A 22,849-nucleotide genomic window follows, 5' to 3' on the forward strand; every position below is an offset into this window, starting at 1 on the left:
CGCCCGGAGTCGCGTCGAGCCTCCCAAACAGATGCAACCCCCGTCGACCCGGCCGCGTCCTCACCCCGACACGCCACCGTGAAAGCCACTCGCATGTGGCCTGCAAGCCGAAGGGAGGTGGATCGTGGGCATGGCACTCATCGAGGGATCAGGACCGGGGAACGACGTGGCACGCGCCGACCGACAGACGGACAAGGACGCCGACTTCTCGGCGTACATGGCCGCGCGCCAACCTGCCCTCTACCGCACGGCCTACCTGCTGGCCGGCGACCACGCCGGCGCCGAGGACCTCCTCCAGAACGCCTTCGCCAAGCTCTACCTGTCGTGGGACAAGGTCCGCGACCCGCAGGCGCTCGACGGCTGGGTCCGGCGCGTCATGGTCAACGAGAACAACTCGCTGTGGCGCCGCGCCTGGAAGCGCCGCGAGAACTCCACCGACCCCACTGCGGGCGCGATGCCCGAGTCCGGTGTGCACGACGAGTACGACGACGGGATGGGCGGCGTGCTGTGGTCGTTCGTCCAGACCCTGTCGCCCAAGCAGCGTGCCGTGATCGTGCTCCGCTACTACGAGCAGCTCAGCGAGGCCGAGATCGCCGACGTGCTCGGCATCTCCCCCGGCACGGTGAAGTCGCAGGCCAGTCGCGCCCTCGCCGCGCTGCGCGCCCGCGCCCCCCACTCACTCAACCCCCACGAGTCCGGAGACGCACGATGAACGAGACTCCCCTCGAGGACCAGGTCCACGACGCGCTGCACCGCCGGGCCGACGGCGTCCAGCGCGCCCCCTTCGACGTCGGCGACGTCCGCACCCGCGCCCGCCGGATCCAGCGCCGCCGAGCGCTCGCCGCAGGCGCCGCCGTGGCCGCCGTCCTGGCCATCGCCGTACCGGTCGGCCTGACGATGGTCGGGCAGGCCCAGCGCAGCGACGTACCTCCCGCCCCCCAGCCACCGCCGGCGATCGCCAGCGGCACGGTCCGCGTCGACGCACGCAGCGCGCCCGTGGAGGACGGCCCCGAGGTGCCGATGATCAACGTCGTCGAGCCCACGTTCCTGGTGGGCGACGAGGCGATCCCGCTGCCGGAGGCCTACGACTCACTGGTCGCATACCGGGACGGCTGGCTGGCGACGGTCAACGTCGAGGGAGACCAGACCGTGCAGGTCCTCGACTCCGACTTCCAGGAGGTGGACGGGGACGGGCGGCCGACGACGGGACTCACCGTCTCGGCGGACGAGTCCCGGATCGCGTGGGCCGAGTACGACGGCACGCGCTGGGTCGTGGTCGACCGGGCCACCGACGGCAGCCGCGAGGACCGGCGCACCGAGCTGCCCGCCGGTCCGGAGGACGCCAGCGTGACGACGGTCGGCTTCGTGTCCGACACCGAGGTCCTCGCCAGCCTGACCGACCCCGACGACTACTCCCAGACGACCTTCGTGGCGGACGGCACGGGTGCGGCGGACCTCCCCGGGATCGTCCGGCCCTGGGCCTCCTCGGCGACCACCGGCATGGCCGTCGGGGTGACCCGGGTCAAGGCCGACAGCTCGTCGTGCTCATCGGTCGTCGACGCCCGCTCCCGGACGGGGGAGCCGCTCTGGAGCACGTGCGACCACACCCTGGTGTCGTTCAGCCCCGACGGCTCCTACGTCGTGGGGTTCTCGAGCTACCTCGACGCCAACGGTTCCCCGACGCTCGCGATCCTCGACGCGGACACGGGCGAGGTCCTCCTGGACTTCGACCTCGTCGGCCCCCGTCAGGGGATCCGCGGGATCCACGAGGTCGCGTGGGAGGACGACGACTCGATGCTCGCGACGTTGGTGAGCGGTGCGGGCCAGTACGTCGTACGCCTCGGGCTGGACGGCACCGTCGGGCGGATCGACGTGGACCTGTCGGGCATCGACCCGAGCCTCGTCCCGATCAAGTTCGCCGCGAGCCAGGCCGGGACCTAGGCGCGCACCGCCCGGACCTCAGCCAGCGGTCCGCGGCGACTCGTAGGTCGCGACGACCGAGTCGAGGACCGCGAGCACCTCGTCCTCCGACACCCGCTTGGGCATCGAGAGCTCGACCTTGACGACGTAGCCCGCGTCCCAGAGGCCGACCGCGTGGGTGACCTGGTGCCGGTCGCGGAGGAGGTAGTGGTACGCCGTGAGGCCGCCCATCACCGTCGTGTCCTGGGGCTCGTACCCCTCGGGCTTCTGGCTGCGGGTCCAGAAGTACTTCTCGGCCTGCTCGAGGGACAGCTGGTCACCGCCCGTCCCGGCGACGCTCAGCATCAGGGAACCGCTCTCGTCGTTCTCGGCCATGTCGACCACGATCGTGTCGTAGCTCTGCTTCCACGACGCCGGGGCGTTGACCTTGACGCCCTCGACGTCGAGCTGCGGCCCGGTCGCCGGCTCGATCGTCGGCGTCGGCTCCGAGGTCGCGCTCGAGTCGTCCGTCGGGGTCGAGGCGCTGCTCGTCGGGGTCGTCGAGGGGTCGGTGGAGCCGTCCGCGGAATCCGTGCCCCCGCCGCTGCACCCCGTCAGCAGGAGCACCAGGACCGCGCCTGCGACCGATGCGTGCCTGGTCATGAGTCCTCCCGCGTCACCCGGTGTCCGACCTGCCCGACCGTATCCGACGGGTGGCAGATCCTCGGGGATGGTCCGCCGCTGCGGAATCCGTGGGAAAATCGCCACCACATCTGGTTTCACCGTCGGGCGCGGCGGGAAAGGGGGACGCATGCTGAGCGCGGACATCGGTCTGGTCACCAACGCCATGACGGCGTTGAAGGCACCACCGGACCTCATCGAGCAGGTGGTCACCCTGCTCAACTCCAACTCCGAGGGACTGGCCGGACAGGTCGTCGACTCGGTCAACGCGAGCTGGTTCGGGGGGAGCACCAACGCCCACCGCATCGGCGTGAACGCTGCGATGGCCCACCAGGCCACGGTCGACGAGTTCCAGAAGCTCGCCGACTCGCTGCGGCAGTACGGCGAGGCGATCGACCTGTGGGCCGAGGAGGTCCGCGACGTCGACGGCCTCACCACCGCCGAGATGATCCAGCGCCAGACCGCGCTCAGCCAGGTCAACACGACGCTCGACGACGCCCGCGACCAGTCCGCCACTCCGGACATGGGCAACGGCGACTACGAGCCCCCGGCCACGGACGGCGGTGCGTGATGAGCCACGGTCCCGAGCGCCAGAAGCTGCAGTCCTACCTCGCCGGAGCCCGGTGGGAGGACACCGACGACTCCGGCTCCAGCTGGGAGAAGGCCGGCAAGCTCCTCCAGGACACGGCCGAGGCAATCCGCAAGGGCGCGAAGAAGGTGCGCGACGGCGACGGCCAGAGCGACGGCATGTCGGGCGTCACCGCGCAGCGCGTGCTCGAGGCGTTCGACGCGTCAGCGACGTCCATGGACGACAAGGGCAAGCGCCTCGAGACGGCCGGCACCGCGCTCCGCGACACCGCTGAGGTCGTCAAGAAGGCGCAGGCCGCCGAGAAGTCCATGGCCGACCTGGACCAGCCGGCCCCCTACACGCCGCCCACCTACTCCCCCGGCTACCAGCCGACCACCGCGGAGATCACCGCGGAGGGCAACAAGCGCAAGAGCGCCAACGACGCGATGACGGAGTACACCACCGCGCGCACCCAGCAGGAGTCCGCTGCCACGCAGTGGTCGCAGAAGATGGATGGCGCCTTCCTGGCCGCCATCCCGCCCATGGTGGCGATCCACGGTCAGCCCGACCCGACCGAGCCTCCGCCGATCACGCCTCCGGGCCCGACCGGTCCCGGCCACGTGCCCGGCGGTGGCGGCGGCGGCGGGGACGACGACGACCACAAGGACGACCACAAGGACGACAAGAACGACAAGGACGACCACGACAAGGACAAGGACAAGGACAAGGACAAGGACAAGGACCGCCCGGAGCGGCCCGAGGAGCCCGAGAGGCCCGAGAAGCCGGAGAAGCCGGAGCCGGAGAAGCCCGAGCCCGAGAAGCCTCAGCCCGAGAGGCCCGAGCCGAAGCACCCCGAACGGCCGAACACCCCGACGACGACCATCGGCGGCGAGTCCCAGAGCGGGACGACCTACCACCCGTCCGGCACGTCCGGCACCTCCGGCGCGACGCCGTCCCTCGGTGGCGGCTCGCACGGGGCGGGCTCGCACGGAGCCGCGGCGTTCGGTGCTGCGGCGGGTGGCGCAGGCGCGATGGGTGGCATGTCCGGCGGGGTCCGGCCCGGCCACCTCCCCGGGGCACCGGGCAGCTCCTCACCGGCCCGTCCGATCGGGGCGACCGGCCGTTCCGGCAGCGCATCGGCGATGGGGCGCACGACCGGCTCAGCAGCCGGCTCGACCGCGTCCCGCAGCGGTGCGGCCGGCAGCGGCTCGCGAGGCGCGACGGGTTCGACCGCCGGCCGTGGCGCCGGCAGCAAGGCCGCGGGCCGCGGTGCAGCCGGTGGGCGGGGCGCAGCCGGGGGCTCGCAGTCCGGCTCGCGCTCCGGCGGACGTGGCTCGAGCGGCGCTCGCGGCGCCGGAGCAGGTGGCCAGGGCGGCCGTGGCGGCCGCAAGGGCGAGCGTGACGAGGCAGCAGAGCGCGACAGCCTGGTCTACGACCAGGACTGGCTCGGCGACGACGACGTCGCCCCCGGAGTCCTCGACTGAGGCCGAACCTCGGGATCGCCCCGGTCAGGTGATCAATGTGGCAGGTCCCCGCTCTCGGGCGGGGACCTTCTTCATCTCCTGACCCGTGCCCCGGGTCAGGCGACGACGGTCGTGATCGGCAACGAGCTGTCGGCCGGCAGGTCCAGCAGCGACGGCGTACGACCTCGCGCGACGAGCTCGGCGCCCAGCGCGGCGACCATGGCCCCGTTGTCGGTGCACAGGCCCGGTCGCGGCACCCGGACGCGGATCCCCGCGGCGGTGGCGCGCTCCTCGGCCATCGCGCGCAACCGGCTGTTGGCGGCCACCCCGCCGCCGATGAGGATGTCCTCGATCCCGCGGCTCGTGGCGGCGTCGATCGCCTTGCGGGTGAGCACGTCGCAGACCGCCTCCTGGAACGACGCCGCGACGTCGGCGACGTCGATGGTGGCGCCGGCGCGCTGCTGGGCCTCGACCCAGCGGGCGACGGCGGTCTTGAGGCCGGAGAACGAGAAGTCGAAGCGGTGCCGCTCGAGGTCGCGGCGACTGGTCAACCCGCGCGGGAAGTCGATGGCGACGCTGTTGCCGCTGCGGGCCTGCTTGTCGATGTGCGGCCCGCCCGGGAACGGCAGCCCGAGCAGGCGGGCGACCTTGTCGAAGGCCTCGCCGGCCGCGTCGTCGATCGTGGAGCCCATCGGCTCGACGCCGACGGTCACGTCGGTGACCTCGAGCAGGCTCGAGTGGCCGCCGGAGACGAGCATCGCCAGGCACGGTTCGGGGAGCGGCCCGTGCTCGAGCTGGTCGACCGCGACGTGCGCGGCGAGGTGGTTGACGCCGTAGATGGGCTTGCCGAGCCCGATCGCGAGCGCCTTGGCGCTGGCCACCCCGACGAGCAGCGCTCCGGCCAGGCCGGGGCCGCTCGTCACGGCGATCGCGTCGACGTCGCTCAGCGCGATCCCGGCGGTCTCGGCGGCGCGCTCGATCGTGGGCACCATCGCCTCGAGGTGCGCACGGCTCGCCACCTCGGGCACCACGCCGCCGAAGCGCGCGTGCTCCTCGACGCTGCTGGCCACCGTGTCCGCGAGCAGGGTGTGCCCGCGGACGATCCCGACCCCGGTCTCGTCGCAGGAGGTCTCGATGCCGAGGACCAGGGGCTCGTCAGTCATGCGAGGTCGCCGTCTCCGCGCGTGCCGCGCCCGGCAGCCAGCGGCACATCACCAGCGCCTCGGACCCGTCGCGGTAGTAGTGGGGGCGTACGTCGATCACGCTGAACTGGCGCGCGACGTAGAAGCCGAGCGCCTCGGAGTTCGTCACGCTCACCTCGAGCAGCATCCGCGACGCGTCGTCGGTGCCGACGAGGAGCTCGTCGAGCAACCGGGAGGCGATGCCGGAGCGCCGGGCGTCGGGCCGTACGCCGATGCGGAGCAGGTCGACGATGTCGCCGGCCGTCATCGTGACGGCGTACCCGGACAGGTCGTCGGCCACCACGAAGCGGCGGCCGGGGCCCTCGATCTCCTGGCGGATCAGCTGCTCGCTCCACGCGTCGGGACCGAAGAGCTCCTGCTCGAGCGCGGAGAGGGCAGGCAGGTCGGCGAGCACGGCGGGACGGATCACGAGACGGGCTTTCTGGGTGCGCCGGCGACCGCGTCGGGTCGGCGGAGGTAGAGGGGCTCGGGGTCCAGCAATTCTACGAGCTCGGCGCCGACTCCTGCTGCGAGCCAGCCGGCGCTCGGCCGGGTCGGCGTGATCGCGGTCGGGAACGCATCGGGGTAGAGCCCCGGGCCGGCCCCGGCGACCGGGGCGTCGGTGGCCACGTCGGCCGGCCTGGTGACGACCGGCCCCTCGAGCCGCCTGCCGTCGGCGTCGTACGACGCGAGGTAGACCTCCTTGCGGCGGGCGTCGGTCGCGACGAGGAAGCTGCCGCGCGCGGCCCCGGTCTCGACCGCCTCGAGCGCGATGGCGTCGAGGGAGCACACGCCGTAGACCGGGACGTCGAGCACGAAGCCGAGCGTGCGGGCGGTGACGACGCCGACGCGCAGGCCGGTGAACGGGCCCGGTCCGACGCCGACGGCGATCGCGGTCAGGTCCTGGCGCACGATCCCGACGTCGGCCATCGCGCGGGCGATGAGCGGTGCGAGGTGCTCGCCGTGCTTCATCGGCACCTCGGAGGAGTGCTCGACCACGACGCGGTCGCCGTCGTGGAGGGCGACGGAGACCAGCGGGGTCGCGGTGTCGAAGGCGAGGAGCACGGCGTCGAGGCTACTTCCCGACGACCCAGCGCAGGGACACCCGTCGCGGGTCGAGCTCGTCGGCGCCCGGGGCGTCGCCCACGGTGCGCTCGATGGTGACCTCGAGGCGCGAGTCGGCCAGGCCCTCCGCGAGCCCGGCTCCCCACTCGACGACCGTCACCGCGTCCTCGAGCGAGGTGTCCAGGTCGAGGTCGTCGAGCTCCTCGAGGCCGCCGAGGCGGTAGGCGTCGACGTGCACCAGGTCGGGTCCGCCCACCAGGGACGGGTGCACCCGCGAGATCACGAACGTCGGCGAGGTGACGCCGCCGCGCACCTGGAGCCCCTCGCCGAGGCCCTGCGTGAAGGTGGTCTTGCCGGCCCCCAGCTCGCCGGTCAGCACGACGAGGTCTCCGGCGACGAGGCTCGCACCGACGCGCTCCCCCAGGGCCCGCATCGTCTCGGCGTCGGGTGCGTCGAAGCTCGTGCCGAGCCACAGCGCGAGCTCGACGTAGGGGCTGGTGCGACCGGTGACGACGAAGTCGTGGGCCTCCCAGAAGGCCACCGTGCCGGGCAGCTCCTCGCGGGCGAGCACGATGACCGCGGAGCGGCCGGTGGCCGCCTCGCGCGCGGCCTCGACGAGCGCGGTGGCGACGCCCCGTCCCTGTGCGGCGGGGGTGACCCCGAAGCGGCGCAGCACGACACCGTCCGCGCGGGGGTCGAGCACCACGCACCCGACGGGCGTGCCGTCGAGGGTCGCGAGCAGGCCGCCGCGGCCGGCGAGCAGGCGCGCGATCGAGTCGACGTCCTCCGCCAGCGCGTCAGCCGGCGGGTCGAGCGGCGGTCGCGCCCCGAAGGCCTCCTGCACCACGGCCAGGACCTCGGCGGCCGCCTCGGGACCCACCCGGCGTACGACGACACTCACCGCAGGTCCTGTCCCTGGGCCAGCGAGATCAGGTCGTCGAGCTCGGCGGTGACCTCCTTGTGGCGCTCGAGGAGGACCATGTGGCCCGCGCCCTCGCACTCGAGCAGGCTGGATCCGGGGATCCGGCTGTGCAGCTTGCGGCTGTGACCGACGGAGGTGATCTTGTCGTCGGAGCCGCAGATGATCGAGGTGGGCACCCGGCCGAGCGCCTCGAGGTGGTCGAACTTGTCGAGCGTCGCGAAGGCCGGGTAGAACTGCGCGACCACGGCGAAGGGCGTCGCGTTGAGCATCGAGTAGACGAACTCGACCATCGCGGCCGGCACCGGGTCGGAGCCGAACGCGTAGCGGTCGGTCACCACGTCGGCGACCGCCCGGCCCCACGAGCGAGCGACGTCGACGGCCCGGTGGCCGATCGTGAGGGTGCGCACGGCGCGGCCCATGAAGCGTCCCCCGAGCCCGAGGGGCAGCACGGGGAAGAGGATCCGGCCCGGGTCGAGACCGCCCGCGGTGGTGGAGACCAGGGCGGCGCCGACCACCTTGTCGCCGAACAGCTCGGCGTGCTCGTGGGCCAGCGCGACGATGCTCATCCCGCCCATCGAGTGGCCGACCACGAGGCAACGCCCGGGGACCGTGTCCTCGATGACCCGGCGCAGGTCGGACCCGAGCTGCTCGATCGTGCTGTGCTCCTCGCTGGAGCGGGGCGACCGACCGTGGCTGCGCTGGTCGAAGAAGACGGTGCGCACCTGGCCGCGGTAGGCCGCGCGCTGGAAGTGCCAGCAGTCGAGGTTGAGGCAGTAGCCGTGGACGAACACGACCGTGAGGTCGTCGTCGGCCGGGGCCGGGCCGCCGAAGTCCTGGGGCTCGTCGATCTCGACGTGCAGGTCGAGGGCGTCGTCGGCCACCACCACCCGCGCCGGGCTGTGCAGCTCGCCGAAGTCGACCGTCTCCCCGGCGTCGCGCTTGCCGATGATCCGGCTCTGGCGGGCGATGCCGACCGCGCCGGCGGCGGCGGCCAGGCCGGCCGCGCCGACGACGGTGCCGAAGATGCGGCCCTTGATGCTCAACGTGTGGTCCCTTCGACCTCTGCGTCGACGTGGCGTCGGACGAGCCGGCCACCGATCCGCGTGACGATCTCGTAGCTGATGGTGTCGACGGCCTCGGCCCAGTCCTGGGCGGTCGGCTCGCCGAGGTCGCCGGGACCGAACAGGACCACCTCGGTGCCCGGCCGTGGGAGCTCGCCGTGGAGGTCGACGACGAGCTGGTCCATGCAGACCCGTCCGCGGATCGGGCGCAGCGAGTCCTCGACCCACACCGACGCGGTGTTGCCGGCCGCCCGCGGGACGCCCTCGCCGTAGCCGACCGGCACCAGCCCGACGGTGGTGTCCTCGCCGGCGTACCAGGTGTGGCCGTAGGAGACCCCCTCGCCCGCCGCGATCGCCTTGCTCATCACCAGGCGTGCGCGGACGGTCATCGCCGGCCTGAGCCCGATGCGCGGGCTGGTGCCGGGGGCGGGGTCGAGGCCGTAGGTCGCGATCCCGCAGCGGACGAGGTCGAAGTGCGACGAGGGGCGCAGGAGCGTGGCAGCCGAGTTGGCGAGGTGGGTGACCTCGGGCTCGAGCCCGGCCTCCTCGGCCAGCGCGAGCGCCTCCCGGAAGGCCGCCTCCTGCGCGTCGTTGGCCGGGTGGGCGGGCTCGTCGCTGGCCACGAAGTGCGACCAGAGGCCGGTGACGGTGATCCGACCGGCGTCCTCGAGGGCCGCGGCCGCGGCGAAGAAGGCGGGCCAGTCGTCCCGGGCGGCGCCACCGCGCGAGAGCCCGGTGTCGACCTTGAGCTGCACCCGGGCGCCGCCGACGGCGGCGATCTCCTCCAGCTCGGCGACGGAGTACGCCGTGAGCTCGACGCCCGCCGCGACTCCCGCCGCGTAGTCGTCGCCGGTGGCGGTGAGCCAGCACAGCAGCGGGCCGTGGTCGCCGGCCGCGCGGAGCGCGAGCGCCTCGTCGAGCGTGGCCACGCCCAGCCAGTCGGCGCCCGCGTCGCGGGCCGCGGCGGCCACCTCGACCATGCCGTGGCCGTACCCGTCGGCCTTGACGACGACCATCAGCTGCACGGGTCCGTCGACCGAGACGAGGTCCTTGAGGATGCGGACGTTGTGCCGGACGGCAGCCAGGTCGACCACGATCTCGGCACGATGCGCGGGACCGGTCATGGGGTCGATCCTCCCAAACCTGCGAGGACCTCGCGCACCAGAGACGGGATCTGGACCGCGACCCGGCTGGCCGTGAGCGGACCGCCGGCGGCCGCCTCGGTCGCGGCGGCGCCGTGCAGCCAGGAGCCGACGGACGCGGCGTCGTACGGCTCGAGGCCGGCCGCGAGCAGTGCACCGACCAGACCCGCCAGCACGTCACCCGCGCCGGCGGTGGCCAGCCACGGGACACCCGTCGTCGTCGCCCGGACCCGGCCCGCGGGGCCGGCGACCAGCGTGTGGTGACCCTTGAGCAGCACCACGCAGTCCCATCGCCGGGCAGCCTCGCGGACGTGCTCCAGAGGCGCCGCCTCGACCTCGGTCCGGTCGGCGCCGAGCATGGCGGCGAGCTCGCCCGCGTGGGGCGTGAGCACCCAGCCGGGCACCGGGCCGTCGACGTGCTGCAGGGCGTCGGCGTCCACCACGAGGGGTACGCCGTCCGCGCGGGCCGCGGCGAGCATCTCCCCCGCGTCGTCGCCACCGCCCGGGCCCACGACCCACGCCTGCACCCGGCCGGCGCCGACCACCTCGGGGTGCGCGACGCGGACGGTGTCGGCGACCTGCTCGGGGCCGACGTAGCGGACCATGCCGACCAGGCCGGTGTTCGCGCCCCCGACGGCGAGCAGCGCCGCACCGGGGTAGGCGCCCGACCCGGCGCGCACGCCGACCACGCCGCGGACGTACTTCTGCGCGTCCGGCGACGGGTGCGGCAGCAGGTGTCGTACGTCGTCGGGCTGGAGCGCCTCGACGGCCGGCTCGGAGTGGACGAGGAACGGCTCGAGGCCGATGTCGACCAGGTGCAGCGCGCCGCACGCGAGCGAGGCCGGGTCGGCGAGGTGGGCGACCTTGTGGGTGCCGAAGGTGACGGTGAGGTCGGCCGTCACGTGCGGGCCCTCGACGCGCCCGGTGTCGACGTCGATCCCGGACGGCACGTCGACCGCGACCACCGGCACGCCGGCGAACCGCTCCAGCGCCGCGACCGCACCGGGACGCAGGCCGGGCCGGCCGCCGATGCCGACGATGCCGTCGACGACGAGGTCCGGGGCCTCGCCCAGCTCGGCCAGGTCGTCGGTGGCGACACCGCCGGCCGCACGCAGCGCGGCCAGGCCGTCCTCGTGCACCCGCTCGGAGAGCAGCAGGGCCTCCACCCGGACCCCGCGGCGGGCGAGCCGGGCCCCGGCCCACAGCGCGTCGCCGCCGTTGTCGCCCGCGCCGACGAGCAGCAGGACGCGACGGCCGTACGCACCACCCAGCACGTCGACGACCGCGGCCGCGAGACCGGCCGCTGCCTGCTGCATCAGCGCACCGTCGGGCAGCCCGGCCATGGCGAGTGCCTCGACGCGGCGGACGTCGGCGACGGTGTGCGCGCGGAGCAAGCCGACCTCCTCAGGACTCGAGCACCACGACCGCCGAGGCGATGCCGGCGTCGTGGGAGAGGGAGACGTGGACGTGCGCGACCCCGAGCTGCTCGGCCCGGGCGGCGACCGTGCCGCGGATCTCGAAGCGCGGCCGGCCGGTGTCCTCGGAGACGATCTCGGCGTCGTGCCAGTGCATCCCGACCGGCGCACCGAGCGCCTTCGCGATCGCCTCCTTGGCCGCGAAGCGGGCCGCGAGCGACGCCGGCGGCCGGACCTCCTCGGCCGGGGTGAACAGCCGGGCCCTCAGCGACGGGGTGCGCTCGAGGGAGGTCACGAAGCGGTCGATGTCGACCACGTCGATCCCGACGCCGATGACGGGCACGGTCTACTCGACCGTGACGGACTTGGCGAGGTTGCGCGGCTGGTCGACGTCGTGGCCGAGGAGGGTGGCCAGCTCGCAGGCGAAGAGCTGGAGCGGCACGACCGCGACGAGCGGCTGGAGCAGCACCGGCACCTGGGGCAGCGTGATCAGCACGTCGGCGTACGGCTCGATGGCGGTGTCGCCCTCCTCGGCGAGGCAGAGCGTGCGGGCGCCGCGGGCGCGGACCTCCTGGATGCCGCTGATCATCTTGTCGTGGAGCTGGTCGCGACCCCGGGGAGGTACGACGCACAGGATCGGCAGGCCCTCCTCGACGAGCGCGATCGGACCGTGCTTCAGCTCGCCGGCCGCGAAGCCCTCGGCGTGGAGGTAGGCGATCTCCTTGAGCTTGAGCGCACCCTCGAGGGCGACGGGGTAGCCCGCGTGGCGACCGAGGAAGAGCACCGACGTGTTGTCGATGTGGTCGCGCGCGATCCCGTAGACCTGGTCGGCCTTGCCGAGCACCGTCTCGATGTGGCCGGGCATCTCCTCGAGCTGGTCCATGACCTGGGAGATCTCGTCGCCGAAGCGGGTGCCCTTGACCTGTGCGAGGTAGAGCGCCAGGAGGTAGCAGGCGACCAGCTGGGTGAGGAATCCCTTGGTCGACGCGACGCCGATCTCCGGGCCGGCGTGGGTGTAGATCACGCCGTCGGACTCGCGCGGGATGGTCGAGCCGTTGGTGTTGCAGATCGCGAGCACCTTGGAGCGCTGGACGCGCGCGTGCCGGATCGCCTGCAGGGTGTCGGCGGTCTCGCCGGACTGGCTGATCGCGACGACCAGGGTGGAGGCGGTGAGGATCGGGTCGCGGTAGCGGAACTCGCTGGCCAGCTCGACCTCGACGGGGATGCGGCACCAGTGCTCGATGGCGTACTTGGCCACCATGCCGGCGTAGAACGACGTACCGGCCGCGATGATGATGATCTTGTCGATGTCGCGCAGGTCCTGGTCGGACAGGCGCATCTCGTCGAGCTGGAGCAGGCCGTCGGCGCCGCGGCGACCGAGCAGCGAGTCGGCGACCGCGCGGGGCTGCTCGAAGATCTCCTTGCGCATGAACCAGTCGTGGCCGTCCTTCTCGGCGGCCGACAGGTCCCAGTCGACGTGGTAGCGGGTGCCCTCGGCGGGCGTGCCGTCGAAGCCCGAGACGCTGACGCCCTCGCGGGTGATCGTGACGACCTGGTCCTGGCCGAGCTCCATCGCCTCGCGGGTGTGCTCGATGAAGGCGGCGACGTCGGAGCCGAGGAAGTTCTCCCCCTCGCCGATGCCGACCACGAGGGGTGAGTTGCGGCGGGCGGCGACCACGCGGTCGGAGTCGTGCGCGTCGACGGCGACGAGGGTGAAGGCACCCTCGAGGCCGCGGCAGACGTTCTGCATGGCGACGGTGAGGTCGACGCCGGTCTCGAGCTCCTCCTCGAGCAGGTGGGCCGCGACCTCGGTGTCGGTGTCGGAGGCCATCTCCACGCCCTCGGACTCCAGGCGCCCGCGGAGCTCGGCGAAGTTCTCGATGATGCCGTTGTGCACCAGCGCGACGCGACGCGCGCGCCCGAGGTGCGGGTGCGCGTTGCGGTCGGTCGGCGGGCCGTGGGTCGCCCAGCGCGTGTGGCCGATGCCGGTGGTGACGGGCGGCAGGGGCGACTCGGCGATCGCCTTCTCGAGGTTGGCGAGCTTGCCGGCTCGCTTGTCGGTGACGATCTGGCCCGCGTCGATCAGCGCGATACCGGCGGAGTCGTAACCGCGGTACTCCAGTCGCCGCAGACCCTCGATGACCACGCCCTCGGCAGGCCTGTCACCCACATATCCCACGATTCCGCACATGACCGGGAAGTCTATCGGCAGGCCTCCCGCCACGACGCCGCGGCGCGGTGCCACAATCGCACCCATGTCCGAGGCCTCGTCGTCCGCCCATGGCGGAGAGGTCTCCCCCTACGTCGAGCTCGAGCGTGCCGCGTGGGCCCAGCTCGCCGGCACGGCGGAGACGTCGCTCACGCCGGAGGAGGTCGTCCGCCTGCGCGGCCTCGGCGACCAGCTCGACCTGCGCGAGATCGAGCAGGTCTACCTCCCGCTCTCGCGGCTCCTCAGCCTCTACGTCGCCGGCAACTCCCGCCTCCACCGCGAGCAGGAGGAGTTCCTGCACCGCGTCACCCCGCCGCGCACGCCGTTCGTGATCGGCCTCGCCGGGTCGGTCGCGGTCGGCAAGTCGACCACCGCACGCGTGCTGCAGCAGATGCTGGCCCACTGGCCCGAGCACCCCAACGTCGCGCTCGTCACGACCGACGGCTTCCTGCTCCCCAACGCCGAGCTCGAGCGCCGCGGGATCCTGCACCGCAAGGGCTTCCCGGAGTCCTACGACCGCAAGGCGCTGCTGAAGTTCGTCATCGACATCAAGTCCGGCAAGGACGAGGTCGAGGCGCCGATCTACTCCCACCTCGTCTACGACGTGCTGCCCGACGAGAAGGTCGTGGTCAAGCGTCCCGACATCGTCATCGTCGAGGGCCTCAACGTCCTGCAGCCGGCGCGCGTGCGCGACGACGGCCGCACCGGCCTCGCGGTCAGCGACTTCTTCGACTTCTCCGTCTACGTCGACGCCGCGCTCACCGACATCCGCCGCTGGTACGTCGACCGCTTCCTCCGCCTGCGCGAGACCGCCTTCCGCGACCCCGCGTCGTACTTCCGCAAGTACGCCGCGCTCTCCCACGACGAGGCCGTCGACCAGGCCTCCCGCATCTGGGAGTCGATCAACGAGCCCAACCTCGTCCAGAACGTCGCACCCACCCGCTCCCGCGCCAACCTGGTCCTCCGCAAGGACGCCGACCACTCGGTCCGCTACGTCCGCCTCCGCAAGCTCTGAGGGGGAGGCGGGCGGGGACTGGCGTCAGAGCCGCTTCTGGAGCTCGAGGAGGGTCTCGATCGTGCGGTAGCCGAGGGCCTCGTTCACGGCGTTCATCCACGTGTTGACCTCGGCGTTGGAGGTGTCGACGGAGACGAGGGAGGGGTACGTCGCCACCGCCAGGTCGTGGGTCGCGAGCTTCAGCACGAGCCCGAGCCGGCGGCCGCGGTGGGCCGGGTCGACGATCGTGATCCCGACCTGGCCGTGCACCGGGTCACTCTCGTCGATGCGCACGTCGGACACCCCGGCGACCGAGCCGTCCGGGGCGATCGCGAGCGCGGTGTGCATGTGCCGGCCGATCCCGGTCAGCCGGCTCTCGGCCGCGCGGACCCGCTCCGGCGTCCAGGCGGAGTCCTCGAGGTCGAGGTCGCCGAGCGGCACCTCCGACAGCAGCATCCCGAGCAGCCGGCCGTAGGACTCGAGGTGCTCCTCGGGGCAGACGGTGTCGAAGGTGACGACCCGGTAGCCCTCGGGCACCGGCACGTCGAGGTCCGGTCGCCGCGTCGCGTAGTCCTCGAGGGCGAGCTCCTTGATCGACTCCCGGCTCGCGACGGCGTACGACATCGCCGACGCGAAGGCCTCGGACGCGCCCCCCGACCCGTCGGGCGGCAGGTAGGCCTCGCTCTGCAGCGTCGTACGTCCGTCGCCGGCCGCGACGACCTCGAGCTCCTCGGCCAGCCGCCGCCCGATGCCCTCGCGCGTGCGGTCGGGGCGGACGTACACGATGGCCGTGGCCGTGTGGAGGTTCTCCTCCAGCGGCCTGATGAGGATCGCCGCGCCGACCATCTCCCGGCCGTCGATCGCGCCGATCAGCGTCACCCCGCGCTCGGGGTTGTCCGCGGGCAGCGCGACCCGGCTCGTCTCCCAGGCCGGCCACGGCGTGCCGGGGCGGTACGCCGTCGCCGCCTGCCCGACCTCCCACCACGCGCGGAGCGCGGCCAGGTTGCGAGGGTTGATCTGCTCGATGTCGACCACGGCCCGACCGTAGCGACGCCCGTCCGACCGCCGCACCCGATATCTGAGGACGTGGTGGACGTGATCTCCGGTCCGGCCCGTCCACCACGTCCTCAGATATCCGGGTGCGGGCCCGGCGACGGACCGGCAGGGTGGAGCCCGTGACCACCGACTCCCCGCTCCGCTCACGGCTGCGCCGGGCGCTGCTCGAGGCCCGCAGGGCCAGGGACGCCGAGACCGTGTCGACCCTGCGCACGGCGCTCGCCGCGCTGGAGAACGCCGAGGCCGTCCCCGCCGAGGCCACCGCGGGCGCGCTCGAGGACGCCCCGATCGGCGTCGGGGCCACCGAGGCCCCGCGACGCGTGCTCAGCGACGCCGACGAGGTCGCCGTCCTCGACGCGGAGATCGCCTCGCTCAGGGAGGCCGGGCGCGCCTATGCCTGCTCGGTCCCCGAGCGCGCGGCGGCAGCGCGCCAGGCGGCCGGCCGGCTGAGCCGGCTGCGGGACGAGCAGGACTGAGCGACTAGAGCGACAGCTGGCGCTTGACCACGTCGGCGAGCCGGGTCGCGACGACCTGCGCCTCGTCCTGGGTGGGCGCCTCGACCATCACGCGCACGATCGGCTCGGTGCCGGACGGGCGGAGCAGGATCCGGCCGCGCTCGCCGAGCGCCGCCTCCTCCTCCGCGACCGCCGCGGCGACCACGGCGTCGTCGTCGGCGCGCGACTTGTCGACGCCGGGGACGTTGAGCAGCACCTGCGGCAGGCGCGTCATCACGGACGCGAGCTCGGCCAGGGTCCTGCCGGTCGTGGCCATCCGCTCCATGACGTGCAGCGTGGTGAGGATGCCGTCGCCGGTGGTGGCGTGGTCGCTGAGGATGACGTGCCCCGACTGCTCGCCGCCGAGGTTGTAGCCGGAGACCTTCATCGCCTCGAGGACGTAGCGGTCGCCGACCTTCGTCTGGCGCACGCCGACCCCGTTGGCCTTGAGTGCCTGCACGAAGCCGAGGTTGCTCATCACCGTCGCGACGACGGTGTCCTTGGCGAGGCGGCCCTGCTCGAGGAGCGAGAGTGACAGGATCGCGAGGATCTGGTCGCCGTCGACGACGTTGCCCTCGGCGTCCACCGCCAGGCAGCGGTCGGCGTCGCCGTCGAGGGCGAAGCCGGCCTGCGCGCCGTGCTCGAGGACGGCGGCCTGCAGGTCACCGAGGTGGGTGGACCCGCAGTTGTCGTTGATGTTGAGGCCGTCGGGATCGGCGTGGATCGCGATGACCGTGGCACCGGCGTCCTCCAGCGCGCGGGGGCCCGCCGCGTGGGCGGCACCCTCGGCGCAGTCGAGGACGACCTTCAGCCCGACGAGCGGGTGGGTGATCGTGCTCTCGAGGTGGGCGGCGTACTCCTCCACCGCGGTGTCGTAGACCTTGACCCGGCCGACGCCGCCGCCGGTGGGCCGGTCCCAGGGCTCGCCCATCCGGCGCTCGATCGCGATCTCGATCGCGTCGTCGAGCTTGTGCCCGCCGCGCGCGAGGAACTTGATGCCGTTGTCGGGCATCGGGTTGTGCGAGGCCGACAGCATCACGCCGAGGTCGGCGCCGAGCCGGTCGGTCATGTAGGCCACGCCGGGCGTGGGCAGCACGCCCAGCAGGAGCACGTCGACGCCCGCCGACGCGAGGCCGGCGACGACCGCCGACTCGAGGAACTGCCCGGAGATGCGCGTGTCCCGACCCACCACGGCGAGGGGACGGTGCCCCTCGAACTCGCCGCGGTCGGCCAGGACATGTGCTGCACAGACGGAGAGGTCCAGGGCCAGCTCCGCAGTGAGATCTGCGTTCGCCAGGCCCCGGACCCCGTCCGTGCCGAAGAGTCGCGGCAAGGTCAGCGCTTGCTGAACTGGCTCGCCTTGCGGGCCTTCTTGAGGCCAGCCTTCTTGCGCTCGACGACGCGGGCGTCGCGGGTGAGCAGTCCGGCCTTCTTTAGCGCCGGGCGGTTGGCCTCGACGTCGATGCCGTTGAGCGAGCGGGCCACGCCGAGGCGCAGGGCGCCGGCCTGACCGGCGATGCCGCCGCCGTGGATGCGGGCGATCACGTCGAAGCGGCCCTCGAGCTGCAGCTCGACGAACGGCTCGTTGGCGATCTGCTGGTGCAGCTTGTTCGGGAAGTAGCTGTCCATCGAGCGACCGTTGATGGTCCACTCGCCGGTGCCGGGGACGATGCGCACGCGGGCGACGGCCTCCTTGCGACGGCCGGTCGCCGCGCCGGGCGCGATGGTGGCCGGGCGGGCGGGGGTGTCGGCCGAGGCGTCGCTCTCGGACGTGTAGGCAACGCCGTCGGCGTCGGTCTCGAAGGTCTCCTCGACCTCGGTGCTGTTCTCAGTCATCTGTGAGTCCTCAGTCACTGGGAGATCTGCGAGATCTCGAACGGGGTGGCCTGCTGGGCCAGGTGCGGGTGGTCGGGGCCTCCGTAGACCTTCAGCTTCTTCAGCATCTGGCGACCGAGCTTGTTCTTCGGGAGCATGCCCCACACGGCGTTCTCGATCGCCTTGCGCGGGTCCTTCTCGAGGAGCTCGCCGAACGGGGTGGCCGAGAGGCCGCCCGGGTAGCCGGAGTGGCGGTACGCCATCTTGGTGGTCTTCTTGGTCCCCGACAGCGACACCTTCGAGGCGTTCACGATGATCACGAAGTCGCCCATGTCCATGTGAGGAGCAAAGGTCGGCTTGTGCTTGCCGCGGAGGAGGTTCGCGGTCTGGACGGCGAGGCGGCCCAGGACCACGTCGGTGGCGTCGATGACGAGCCACTCACGCTGGATGTCAGCGGGCTTGGGGCTGTACGTGCGCACGGCGGTATCCCGTTCTGGTTCGTTGGTCCCACCCCTCGGACGAGGGACGGAGTACTGCTGCGACTTCTGACGAACACGGCCCGGTTCGCTCCCCCGCTCGACTGGCGAGACGAGGGATGACGTCCGGATCTGCACCCACGACCGGAGGAGGTGGACGCGGCAGGAGTCGCGACCAGCAAGAGTACGGCGCGCCGAGCGGGAGGGTCAAAACGGCGCGGGGCCATGATGGGCCCGTGCTCAACGGCGGAGTGTCCTTCTGGTGGCAGCAGGTCGGGCTGCCCTCCCCCACCGACCGGCTCCAGGGTGACACGGGCTGCGACGTCGCCATCGTCGGCGGGGGCCTCACAGGCCTCTGGACGGCGTACTACCTCCACGAGGCCGACCCCTCCCTCGACATCCGCGTGCTCGAGGCGGAGTTCGCCGGCTTCGGGGCGTCGGGGCGCAACGGCGGCTGGCTGTCTTCGGAGCTGGCCGGCAGCGCGACGACGTACGCCGCCGTGGCGGGCGAGGCCGGCGTCGAGCGGCTCCGGGCCGAGCTGCGCGCGAGCGTCGACGAGGTCGTCGCCGTCGCGGCGCGGGAGGGCATCGACGCCGACATCGTGCGCAGCGGCGTGCTCTACGTCGCCCGCTCGCAGGCGCAGGCGGGCCGGCTCGGCGGCGAGCTCGACGCCGACCAGGTGGCCGCCCGGATCAGGGTCGCCGGTGCGCTGACGGGCCACCACGACCCCGACTGCGCGCGGGTCCACCCCGCGAAGCTGGTCTCCGGGGTCGCCCGCGTCGTGCGCGAGCGCGGCGTGCGGATCCACGAGGGCACGCGCGTGACGTCGGTCGGGCCCGGGGTCGTGCGCACCGAGCGAGGCACCGTCCGGGCGCCGGTCGTGCTGCGGTGCCTGGAGGGGTTCACCGCCGGGCTCGCCGGCCACCGCCGCGACTGGCTGCCGATGAACTCCGCGATCGTGGTCACCGCCCCGCTGACCGACGCCCAGTGGGACGCCGTCGGGTGGGCGGGCGAGGAGCTCCTCGGCGACGAGGCGCACGCCTACTGCTACGCCCAGCGCACCGCCGACGGCCGGATCGCGCTCGGCGGACGCGGGGTGCCGTACCGCTTCGGCTCCCGCACCGACGTCGACGGCCGCACCCAGGACCGGACGGTCGAGTCGCTGCGCTCGACGCTCACCTCCCTCTTCCCCGCCCTCGACGGCATCCGGCTCGACCACGCCTGGTGCGGCGTGCTCGGCGTGCCGCGCGACTGGAGCGCGAGCGTCTCCTTCGACGCCGCGACGGGGCTCGGCCACGCTGGTGGCTACGTCGGCTCGGGCCTCACCGCGACCAACCTCGCCGGGCGCACGCTGCGTGACCTGGTGCTGGGTCGCAGCACCGACCTGACCGCGCTGCCGTGGACCGGCCACGACGTGCGCCGCTGGGAGCCGGAGCCGCTCAGGTGGCTCGGCGTGCACGCGCTCTACCGCCTCTACCGCGCCGCCGACCGGCGGGAGGACGCGGGGCTGGGCAGCACCAGCCGGATCGCCCGCGTCGCCAACCGGGTGGCGGGCCGCTGACCGTCGTACTGAAGTAGGGGTCGGGTCTCAAGGTGGACACCTGAGTGGCAGCGCCGTGACGGCCCGGACTAAGTTGAGGTGACCTGAAGACGTACCTACACGTACACAGACGTAGTGAACAGGAGCCGACGTGACCGACGTTGCGGCCAAGGATTCCCTGACTGTCACCGACAACCGGACCGGTCAGACGTACGACCTCGCGATCACCGACAACACGATCGCGGCCAAGGACCTGGGGCAGATCCGCCTCACCGACGACGAGCCGGGTCTCGCGACCTACGACCCGGGGTTCGTGAACACCGCGTCGTGCCGCTCGGCCGTCACCTTCATCGACGGCGACAAGGGCATCCTCGAGTACCGCGGGTACCCGATCGAGCAGCTCGCCGAGAAGTCCAACTTCCTCGAGGTGGCCTACCTCCTCATCCACGGTGAGCTGCCCACGAAGGAGCAGTACGACACGTGGGTGCACGAGATCACCTACCACACGTTCGTGCACGAGAACGTGAAGACCTTCATGCAGGGCTTCCGCTACGACGCCCACCCGATGGGCATGCTGATGGCCTCGGTCGGCGCGCTGTCGACGTTCTACCCCGACGCCCGCAACATCAGCGACGCGGACAACCGCCACATGCAGATCGTCCGCATGATCGCGAAGATGCCGACCCTCGGCGCCTGGTCGTTCCGCCACGCGCAGGGCAAGCCCTACGTCTACCCTGACAACGACCTCGGCTACACCGCCAACTTCCTCTCGATGCTCTTCAAGATGAGCGAGTCGAAGTTCGAGGCCGACCCCCGCCTGGTCAAGGCGCTCGACGTGCTCTTCATCCTGCACGCCGACCACGAGCAGAACTGCTCGACCAACGCGGTCCGCTCCGTCGGCTCCTCGCAGGTCGACCCGTACTCGGCCGTCGCGGCCGGCGTCGGCGCCCTCTACGGCCCGCTGCACGGTGGCGCCAACGAGGCCGTGCTGCGGATGCTCAAGCGCATCGGCAGCAAGGAGAACATCCCCGCCTTCATCGAGGGCGTGAAGAACGGCAACGAGCGCCTGATGGGGTTCGGCCACCGGGTCTACAAGAACTTCGACCCGCGCGCCACGATCATCAAGAAGGCCTGCGACGACGTCTTCGAGGTCACCGGGGTCAACCCGCTCCTCGAGATCGCCAAGGAGCTGGAGAAGATCGCGCTCGAGGACGAGTACTTCGTCAAGCGCAAGCTCTACCCCAACGTGGACTTCTACTCGGGCCTGATCTACGAGGCCTTCCAGTTCCCGCCGGAGATGTTCACCGTGCTCTTCGCCATCGGTCGTACGCCGGGCTGGCTGGCGCAGTGGGCCGAGCTGGTGCAGGACAAGGACCAGAAGATCGCCCGCCCGAAGCAGATCTACACCGGCGACCGCCAGCTCACCTTCGCGGCCGCCTCCGAGCGCTGGGCCTGACCCAGAGCCCGCAGCACCTCCTGGAAGCCCCCGGCCACGGCCGGGGGCTTCCGACATCTCCGGACCTTCCCAGCCGCTTCTCAGGGCATCCACAGGGTCGCGGCGCAACCTCGAAGACATGAGCGACGGACAGAGCCCCTACCAGCCCTCCGATCAGGGTCCCCAGCAGCACCCCCAGCACGCCCCCCAGCAGAACCCCTTCCAGCAGGCTCCTGCCGGGTGGTCCGGTGGCGACCAGTCCGGTGGCGGTGGGCTCGCCGCTCCGCCCCGTCCCGCCGAGCCGCGGAAGCGTCGTCGTACCGGCCTCGCCGCCGCTGTCGTGGCGACCTCGCTCGTCTTCGGCGCCGGTGCCGGCATCGGTGGTGCCGCCTTCTGGGACGCCACCCACGACGACCCCGCCGGCACCTCGCAGGCCGACCAGGTCGCGACGTCGCAGGTCTCCCAGACCCAGGCACCCGTCACCGACGGCTCGGTGGAGTCGGTGGCCCAGAAGGTGCTCCCGAGCGTGGTGAAGATCGACGTGGCCGGCCAGGAGGGCGAAGGCTCCGGCTCCGGCATCATCCTCACCGCCGACGGCACGATCCTCACGAACAACCACGTGGTGGAGGTGGCCGGGACCGGCGGCACGATCAAGGTCGACTTCTCCGACGGCACCAGCGCGGACGCCGAGATCCTCGGCACCGACCCGCTCACCGACACCGCCGTGATCAAGGCCACGGACGTGTCCGGCCTGACGCCCGCCACGATCGGCAAGTCGGCCAACCTCGGCGTCGGCGAGGGCGTGGTCGCCATCGGCTCGCCCTTCGGCCTCGACGCGACCGTCACCAGCGGCATCGTCAGCGCGCTGGACCGTCCGGTCAACGTCGGCTCCGACGACCAGGGCAACTCCACGACGTACCCCGCGATCCAGACCGACGCGGCGATCAACCCCGGCAACTCCGGTGGCCCGCTCGTCGACATGACCGGCGCCGTGATCGGCATCAACTCCTCGATCCGCACCGCCTCGTCGAGCACGCAGTCGCAGTCGGGCTCGATCGGCCTGGGCTTCGCGATCCCGATCGACGAGGTCATGCCGATCGTCGACCAGATGGCCAAGGGCGAGACCCCGACCCACGCCCGCCTCGGCATCCAGGTAGGCGAACCGCAGACCACCGACGAGGCCGGCGCCGTCGTGTCCGACGTGTCCGCGGGCTCGACCGCCCAGAAGGGCGGACTGGCCTCGGGCGACGTGATCACCAAGGTCGACGACCAGCGCATCACCAGCGCCGACTCCCTCGTCGCCACGATCCGCTCCTACCGTCCGGGCGACACCGTCAGCGTCACCTGGACCAGCGGCGGCAAGGAGCAGAGCGCGGACCTCGTGCTCGACTCCGACGCCACCTCCGCGAACGGCTGACCCCTCCTCCTTCCG

At 72.4% G+C, this 22,849-nt stretch carries 23 protein-coding genes; 9 read left to right on the top strand and 14 right to left on the bottom strand.

What is annotated here, in order from left to right; all coding sequences use genetic code 11:
• Positions 1-130 precede the first annotated feature (130 nt).
• A complete protein-coding gene (locus EUA93_RS02230; RefSeq protein ID WP_129398365.1) occupies positions 131-712 on the top strand; it encodes a SigE family RNA polymerase sigma factor in 582 nt (193 codons plus the stop codon).
• Positions 709-1,941 (top strand): hypothetical protein, encoded by a 1,233-nt coding sequence (locus tag EUA93_RS02235; RefSeq protein WP_129398367.1) that lies wholly within the window; start codon positions 709-711, stop codon positions 1,939-1,941. The genes EUA93_RS02230 and EUA93_RS02235 overlap by 4 nt, the downstream gene beginning before the upstream one ends.
• Before the next feature lie 18 nt (positions 1,942-1,959).
• Here the strand turns inward: EUA93_RS02235 and EUA93_RS02240 are convergent, their stop codons facing one another.
• The gene (locus EUA93_RS02240) at positions 1,960-2,562 is read right to left on the bottom strand and encodes a hypothetical protein (protein ID WP_129398369.1); all 603 of its coding nucleotides are present in this window, start codon (positions 2,560-2,562) and stop codon (positions 1,960-1,962) included.
• A gap of 148 nt (positions 2,563-2,710) precedes the next feature.
• Here EUA93_RS02240 and EUA93_RS02245 point away from each other — a divergent pair, with 148 nt between their 5' ends.
• A complete protein-coding gene (locus tag EUA93_RS02245; protein WP_129398371.1) occupies positions 2,711-3,151 on the top strand; it encodes a hypothetical protein in 441 nt (146 codons plus the stop codon).
• Positions 3,151-4,632 (top strand): hypothetical protein, encoded by a 1,482-nt coding sequence (locus tag EUA93_RS02250; protein WP_129398373.1) that lies wholly within the window; start codon positions 3,151-3,153, stop codon positions 4,630-4,632. Before EUA93_RS02245 ends, EUA93_RS02250 begins: the two co-directional genes overlap by 1 nt.
• Before the next feature lie 95 nt (positions 4,633-4,727).
• Here EUA93_RS02250 and tsaD read toward each other — a convergent pair whose 3' ends face one another.
• From tsaD to glmS, 9 genes are read right to left on the bottom strand one after another with little or no spacing between them, the layout of a single operon-like run.
• Positions 4,728-5,774 (bottom strand): tRNA (adenosine(37)-N6)-threonylcarbamoyltransferase complex transferase subunit TsaD, encoded by a 1,047-nt coding sequence (gene tsaD / locus EUA93_RS02255; protein ID WP_129398375.1) that lies wholly within the window; start codon positions 5,772-5,774, stop codon positions 4,728-4,730.
• On the bottom strand, positions 5,767-6,222 hold the full coding sequence (locus tag EUA93_RS02260; RefSeq protein ID WP_165355032.1) for a GNAT family N-acetyltransferase: 456 nt from the start codon (positions 6,220-6,222) through the stop codon (positions 5,767-5,769). The genes tsaD and EUA93_RS02260 overlap by 8 nt, the downstream gene beginning before the upstream one ends.
• Entirely contained in the window at positions 6,219-6,857 is a 639-nt protein-coding gene (gene tsaB, locus EUA93_RS02265; protein ID WP_129398377.1) for a tRNA (adenosine(37)-N6)-threonylcarbamoyltransferase complex dimerization subunit type 1 TsaB, read from the bottom strand. The genes EUA93_RS02260 and tsaB overlap by 4 nt, the downstream gene beginning before the upstream one ends.
• A gap of 10 nt (positions 6,858-6,867) precedes the next feature.
• Positions 6,868-7,758 (bottom strand): tRNA (adenosine(37)-N6)-threonylcarbamoyltransferase complex ATPase subunit type 1 TsaE, encoded by an 891-nt coding sequence (gene tsaE / locus EUA93_RS02270; protein WP_129398379.1) that lies wholly within the window; start codon positions 7,756-7,758, stop codon positions 6,868-6,870.
• Entirely contained in the window at positions 7,755-8,822 is a 1,068-nt protein-coding gene (locus EUA93_RS02275; protein ID WP_129398381.1) for an alpha/beta fold hydrolase, read from the bottom strand. The genes tsaE and EUA93_RS02275 overlap by 4 nt, the downstream gene beginning before the upstream one ends.
• Positions 8,819-9,964 carry an alanine racemase gene (alr, locus tag EUA93_RS02280; RefSeq protein ID WP_129398383.1) on the bottom strand — a complete coding sequence of 382 codons (1,146 nt, stop codon included), beginning with the start codon at positions 9,962-9,964 and terminating at the stop codon, positions 8,819-8,821. The genes EUA93_RS02275 and alr overlap by 4 nt, the downstream gene beginning before the upstream one ends.
• Positions 9,961-11,376, bottom strand: a complete 1,416-nt coding sequence (locus tag EUA93_RS02285; protein WP_129398385.1) for an NAD(P)H-hydrate epimerase — start codon at positions 11,374-11,376, stop codon at positions 9,961-9,963. Before EUA93_RS02285 ends, alr begins: the two co-directional genes overlap by 4 nt.
• A 10-nt stretch (positions 11,377-11,386) precedes the next feature.
• Entirely contained in the window at positions 11,387-11,740 is a 354-nt protein-coding gene (locus EUA93_RS02290; protein WP_129398387.1) for a holo-ACP synthase, read from the bottom strand.
• A gap of 3 nt (positions 11,741-11,743) precedes the next feature.
• A complete protein-coding gene (glmS, locus tag EUA93_RS02295; protein WP_129398389.1) occupies positions 11,744-13,588 on the bottom strand; it encodes a glutamine--fructose-6-phosphate transaminase (isomerizing) in 1,845 nt (614 codons plus the stop codon).
• Positions 13,589-13,652: 64 nt separating this feature from the next.
• On the opposite strand from glmS, the gene coaA reads away from it, so the two are divergent.
• Complete coding sequence (gene coaA, locus EUA93_RS02300; protein WP_129398390.1) at positions 13,653-14,621, top strand: type I pantothenate kinase; 969 nt, start codon at positions 13,653-13,655, stop codon at positions 14,619-14,621.
• A 24-nt stretch (positions 14,622-14,645) separates the two neighbouring features.
• Here the strand turns inward: coaA and EUA93_RS02305 are convergent, their stop codons facing one another.
• The gene (locus EUA93_RS02305; protein WP_165355033.1) at positions 14,646-15,635 is read right to left on the bottom strand and encodes a GNAT family N-acetyltransferase; all 990 of its coding nucleotides are present in this window, start codon (positions 15,633-15,635) and stop codon (positions 14,646-14,648) included.
• Positions 15,636-15,775: 140 nt separating this feature from the next.
• Here EUA93_RS02305 and EUA93_RS02310 point away from each other — a divergent pair, with 140 nt between their 5' ends.
• Complete coding sequence (locus tag EUA93_RS02310) at positions 15,776-16,132, top strand: hypothetical protein (protein ID WP_207208586.1); 357 nt, start codon at positions 15,776-15,778, stop codon at positions 16,130-16,132.
• A gap of 4 nt (positions 16,133-16,136) precedes the next feature.
• On the opposite strand, the gene glmM is transcribed toward EUA93_RS02310, so the two are convergent.
• From glmM to rplM, 3 genes are read right to left on the bottom strand one after another with little or no spacing between them, the layout of a single operon-like run.
• Positions 16,137-17,483: a phosphoglucosamine mutase gene (glmM, locus tag EUA93_RS02315; protein ID WP_129398396.1), complete on the bottom strand. Its 1,347-nt coding sequence runs from the start codon at positions 17,481-17,483 to the stop codon at positions 16,137-16,139.
• Between the two features lie 2 nt (positions 17,484-17,485).
• Positions 17,486-17,986, bottom strand: a complete 501-nt coding sequence (gene rpsI / locus EUA93_RS02320) for a 30S ribosomal protein S9 (protein ID WP_129398398.1) — start codon at positions 17,984-17,986, stop codon at positions 17,486-17,488.
• Positions 17,987-18,000: 14 nt separating this feature from the next.
• The gene (gene rplM / locus EUA93_RS02325) at positions 18,001-18,444 is read right to left on the bottom strand and encodes a 50S ribosomal protein L13 (protein ID WP_056906648.1); all 444 of its coding nucleotides are present in this window, start codon (positions 18,442-18,444) and stop codon (positions 18,001-18,003) included.
• Positions 18,445-18,677: 233 nt separating this feature from the next.
• On the opposite strand from rplM, the gene EUA93_RS02330 reads away from it, so the two are divergent.
• From EUA93_RS02330 to EUA93_RS02340, 3 genes are all read left to right on the top strand, one after another.
• Positions 18,678-20,003, top strand: coding sequence for an NAD(P)/FAD-dependent oxidoreductase (locus tag EUA93_RS02330; RefSeq protein ID WP_242497207.1), 1,326 nt, complete (start codon positions 18,678-18,680; stop codon positions 20,001-20,003).
• Positions 20,004-20,133: 130 nt separating this feature from the next.
• Positions 20,134-21,438, top strand: a complete 1,305-nt coding sequence (locus EUA93_RS02335) for a citrate synthase (RefSeq protein WP_129398402.1) — start codon at positions 20,134-20,136, stop codon at positions 21,436-21,438.
• Positions 21,439-21,556: 118 nt separating this feature from the next.
• Positions 21,557-22,834, top strand: a complete 1,278-nt coding sequence (locus tag EUA93_RS02340; RefSeq protein WP_129398404.1) for a S1C family serine protease — start codon at positions 21,557-21,559, stop codon at positions 22,832-22,834.
• Positions 22,835-22,849 lie beyond the last annotated feature (15 nt).

The organism is Nocardioides oleivorans (assembly GCF_004137255.1).
Classification (GTDB): Bacteria; Actinomycetota; Actinomycetes; order Propionibacteriales; family Nocardioidaceae; genus Nocardioides; species Nocardioides oleivorans.

What these genes read in the sequence shown, in the direction of transcription:
- EUA93_RS02230 (WP_129398365.1), top strand. Translation starts at nt 131, where the DNA reads ATGGCACTCATCGAGGGATCAGGACCGGGGAACGACGTGGCACGCGCC.
- EUA93_RS02235 (WP_129398367.1), top strand. Translation starts at nt 709, where the DNA reads ATGAACGAGACTCCCCTCGAGGACCAGGTCCACGACGCGCTGCACCGC.
- EUA93_RS02240 (WP_129398369.1), bottom strand. Translation starts at nt 2,562, where the DNA reads ATGACCAGGCACGCATCGGTCGCAGGCGCGGTCCTGGTGCTCCTGCTG.
- EUA93_RS02245 (WP_129398371.1), top strand. Translation starts at nt 2,711, where the DNA reads ATGCTGAGCGCGGACATCGGTCTGGTCACCAACGCCATGACGGCGTTG.
- EUA93_RS02250 (WP_129398373.1), top strand. Translation starts at nt 3,151, where the DNA reads ATGAGCCACGGTCCCGAGCGCCAGAAGCTGCAGTCCTACCTCGCCGGA.
- tsaD (WP_129398375.1), bottom strand. Translation starts at nt 5,774, where the DNA reads ATGACTGACGAGCCCCTGGTCCTCGGCATCGAGACCTCCTGCGACGAG.
- alr (WP_129398383.1), bottom strand. Translation starts at nt 9,964, where the DNA reads ATGACCGGTCCCGCGCATCGTGCCGAGATCGTGGTCGACCTGGCTGCC.
- glmS (WP_129398389.1), bottom strand. Translation starts at nt 13,588, where the DNA reads ATGTGCGGAATCGTGGGATATGTGGGTGACAGGCCTGCCGAGGGCGTG.
- coaA (WP_129398390.1), top strand. Translation starts at nt 13,653, where the DNA reads ATGTCCGAGGCCTCGTCGTCCGCCCATGGCGGAGAGGTCTCCCCCTAC.
- rpsI (WP_129398398.1), bottom strand. Translation starts at nt 17,986, where the DNA reads ATGACTGAGAACAGCACCGAGGTCGAGGAGACCTTCGAGACCGACGCC.
- EUA93_RS02340 (WP_129398404.1), top strand. Translation starts at nt 21,557, where the DNA reads ATGAGCGACGGACAGAGCCCCTACCAGCCCTCCGATCAGGGTCCCCAG.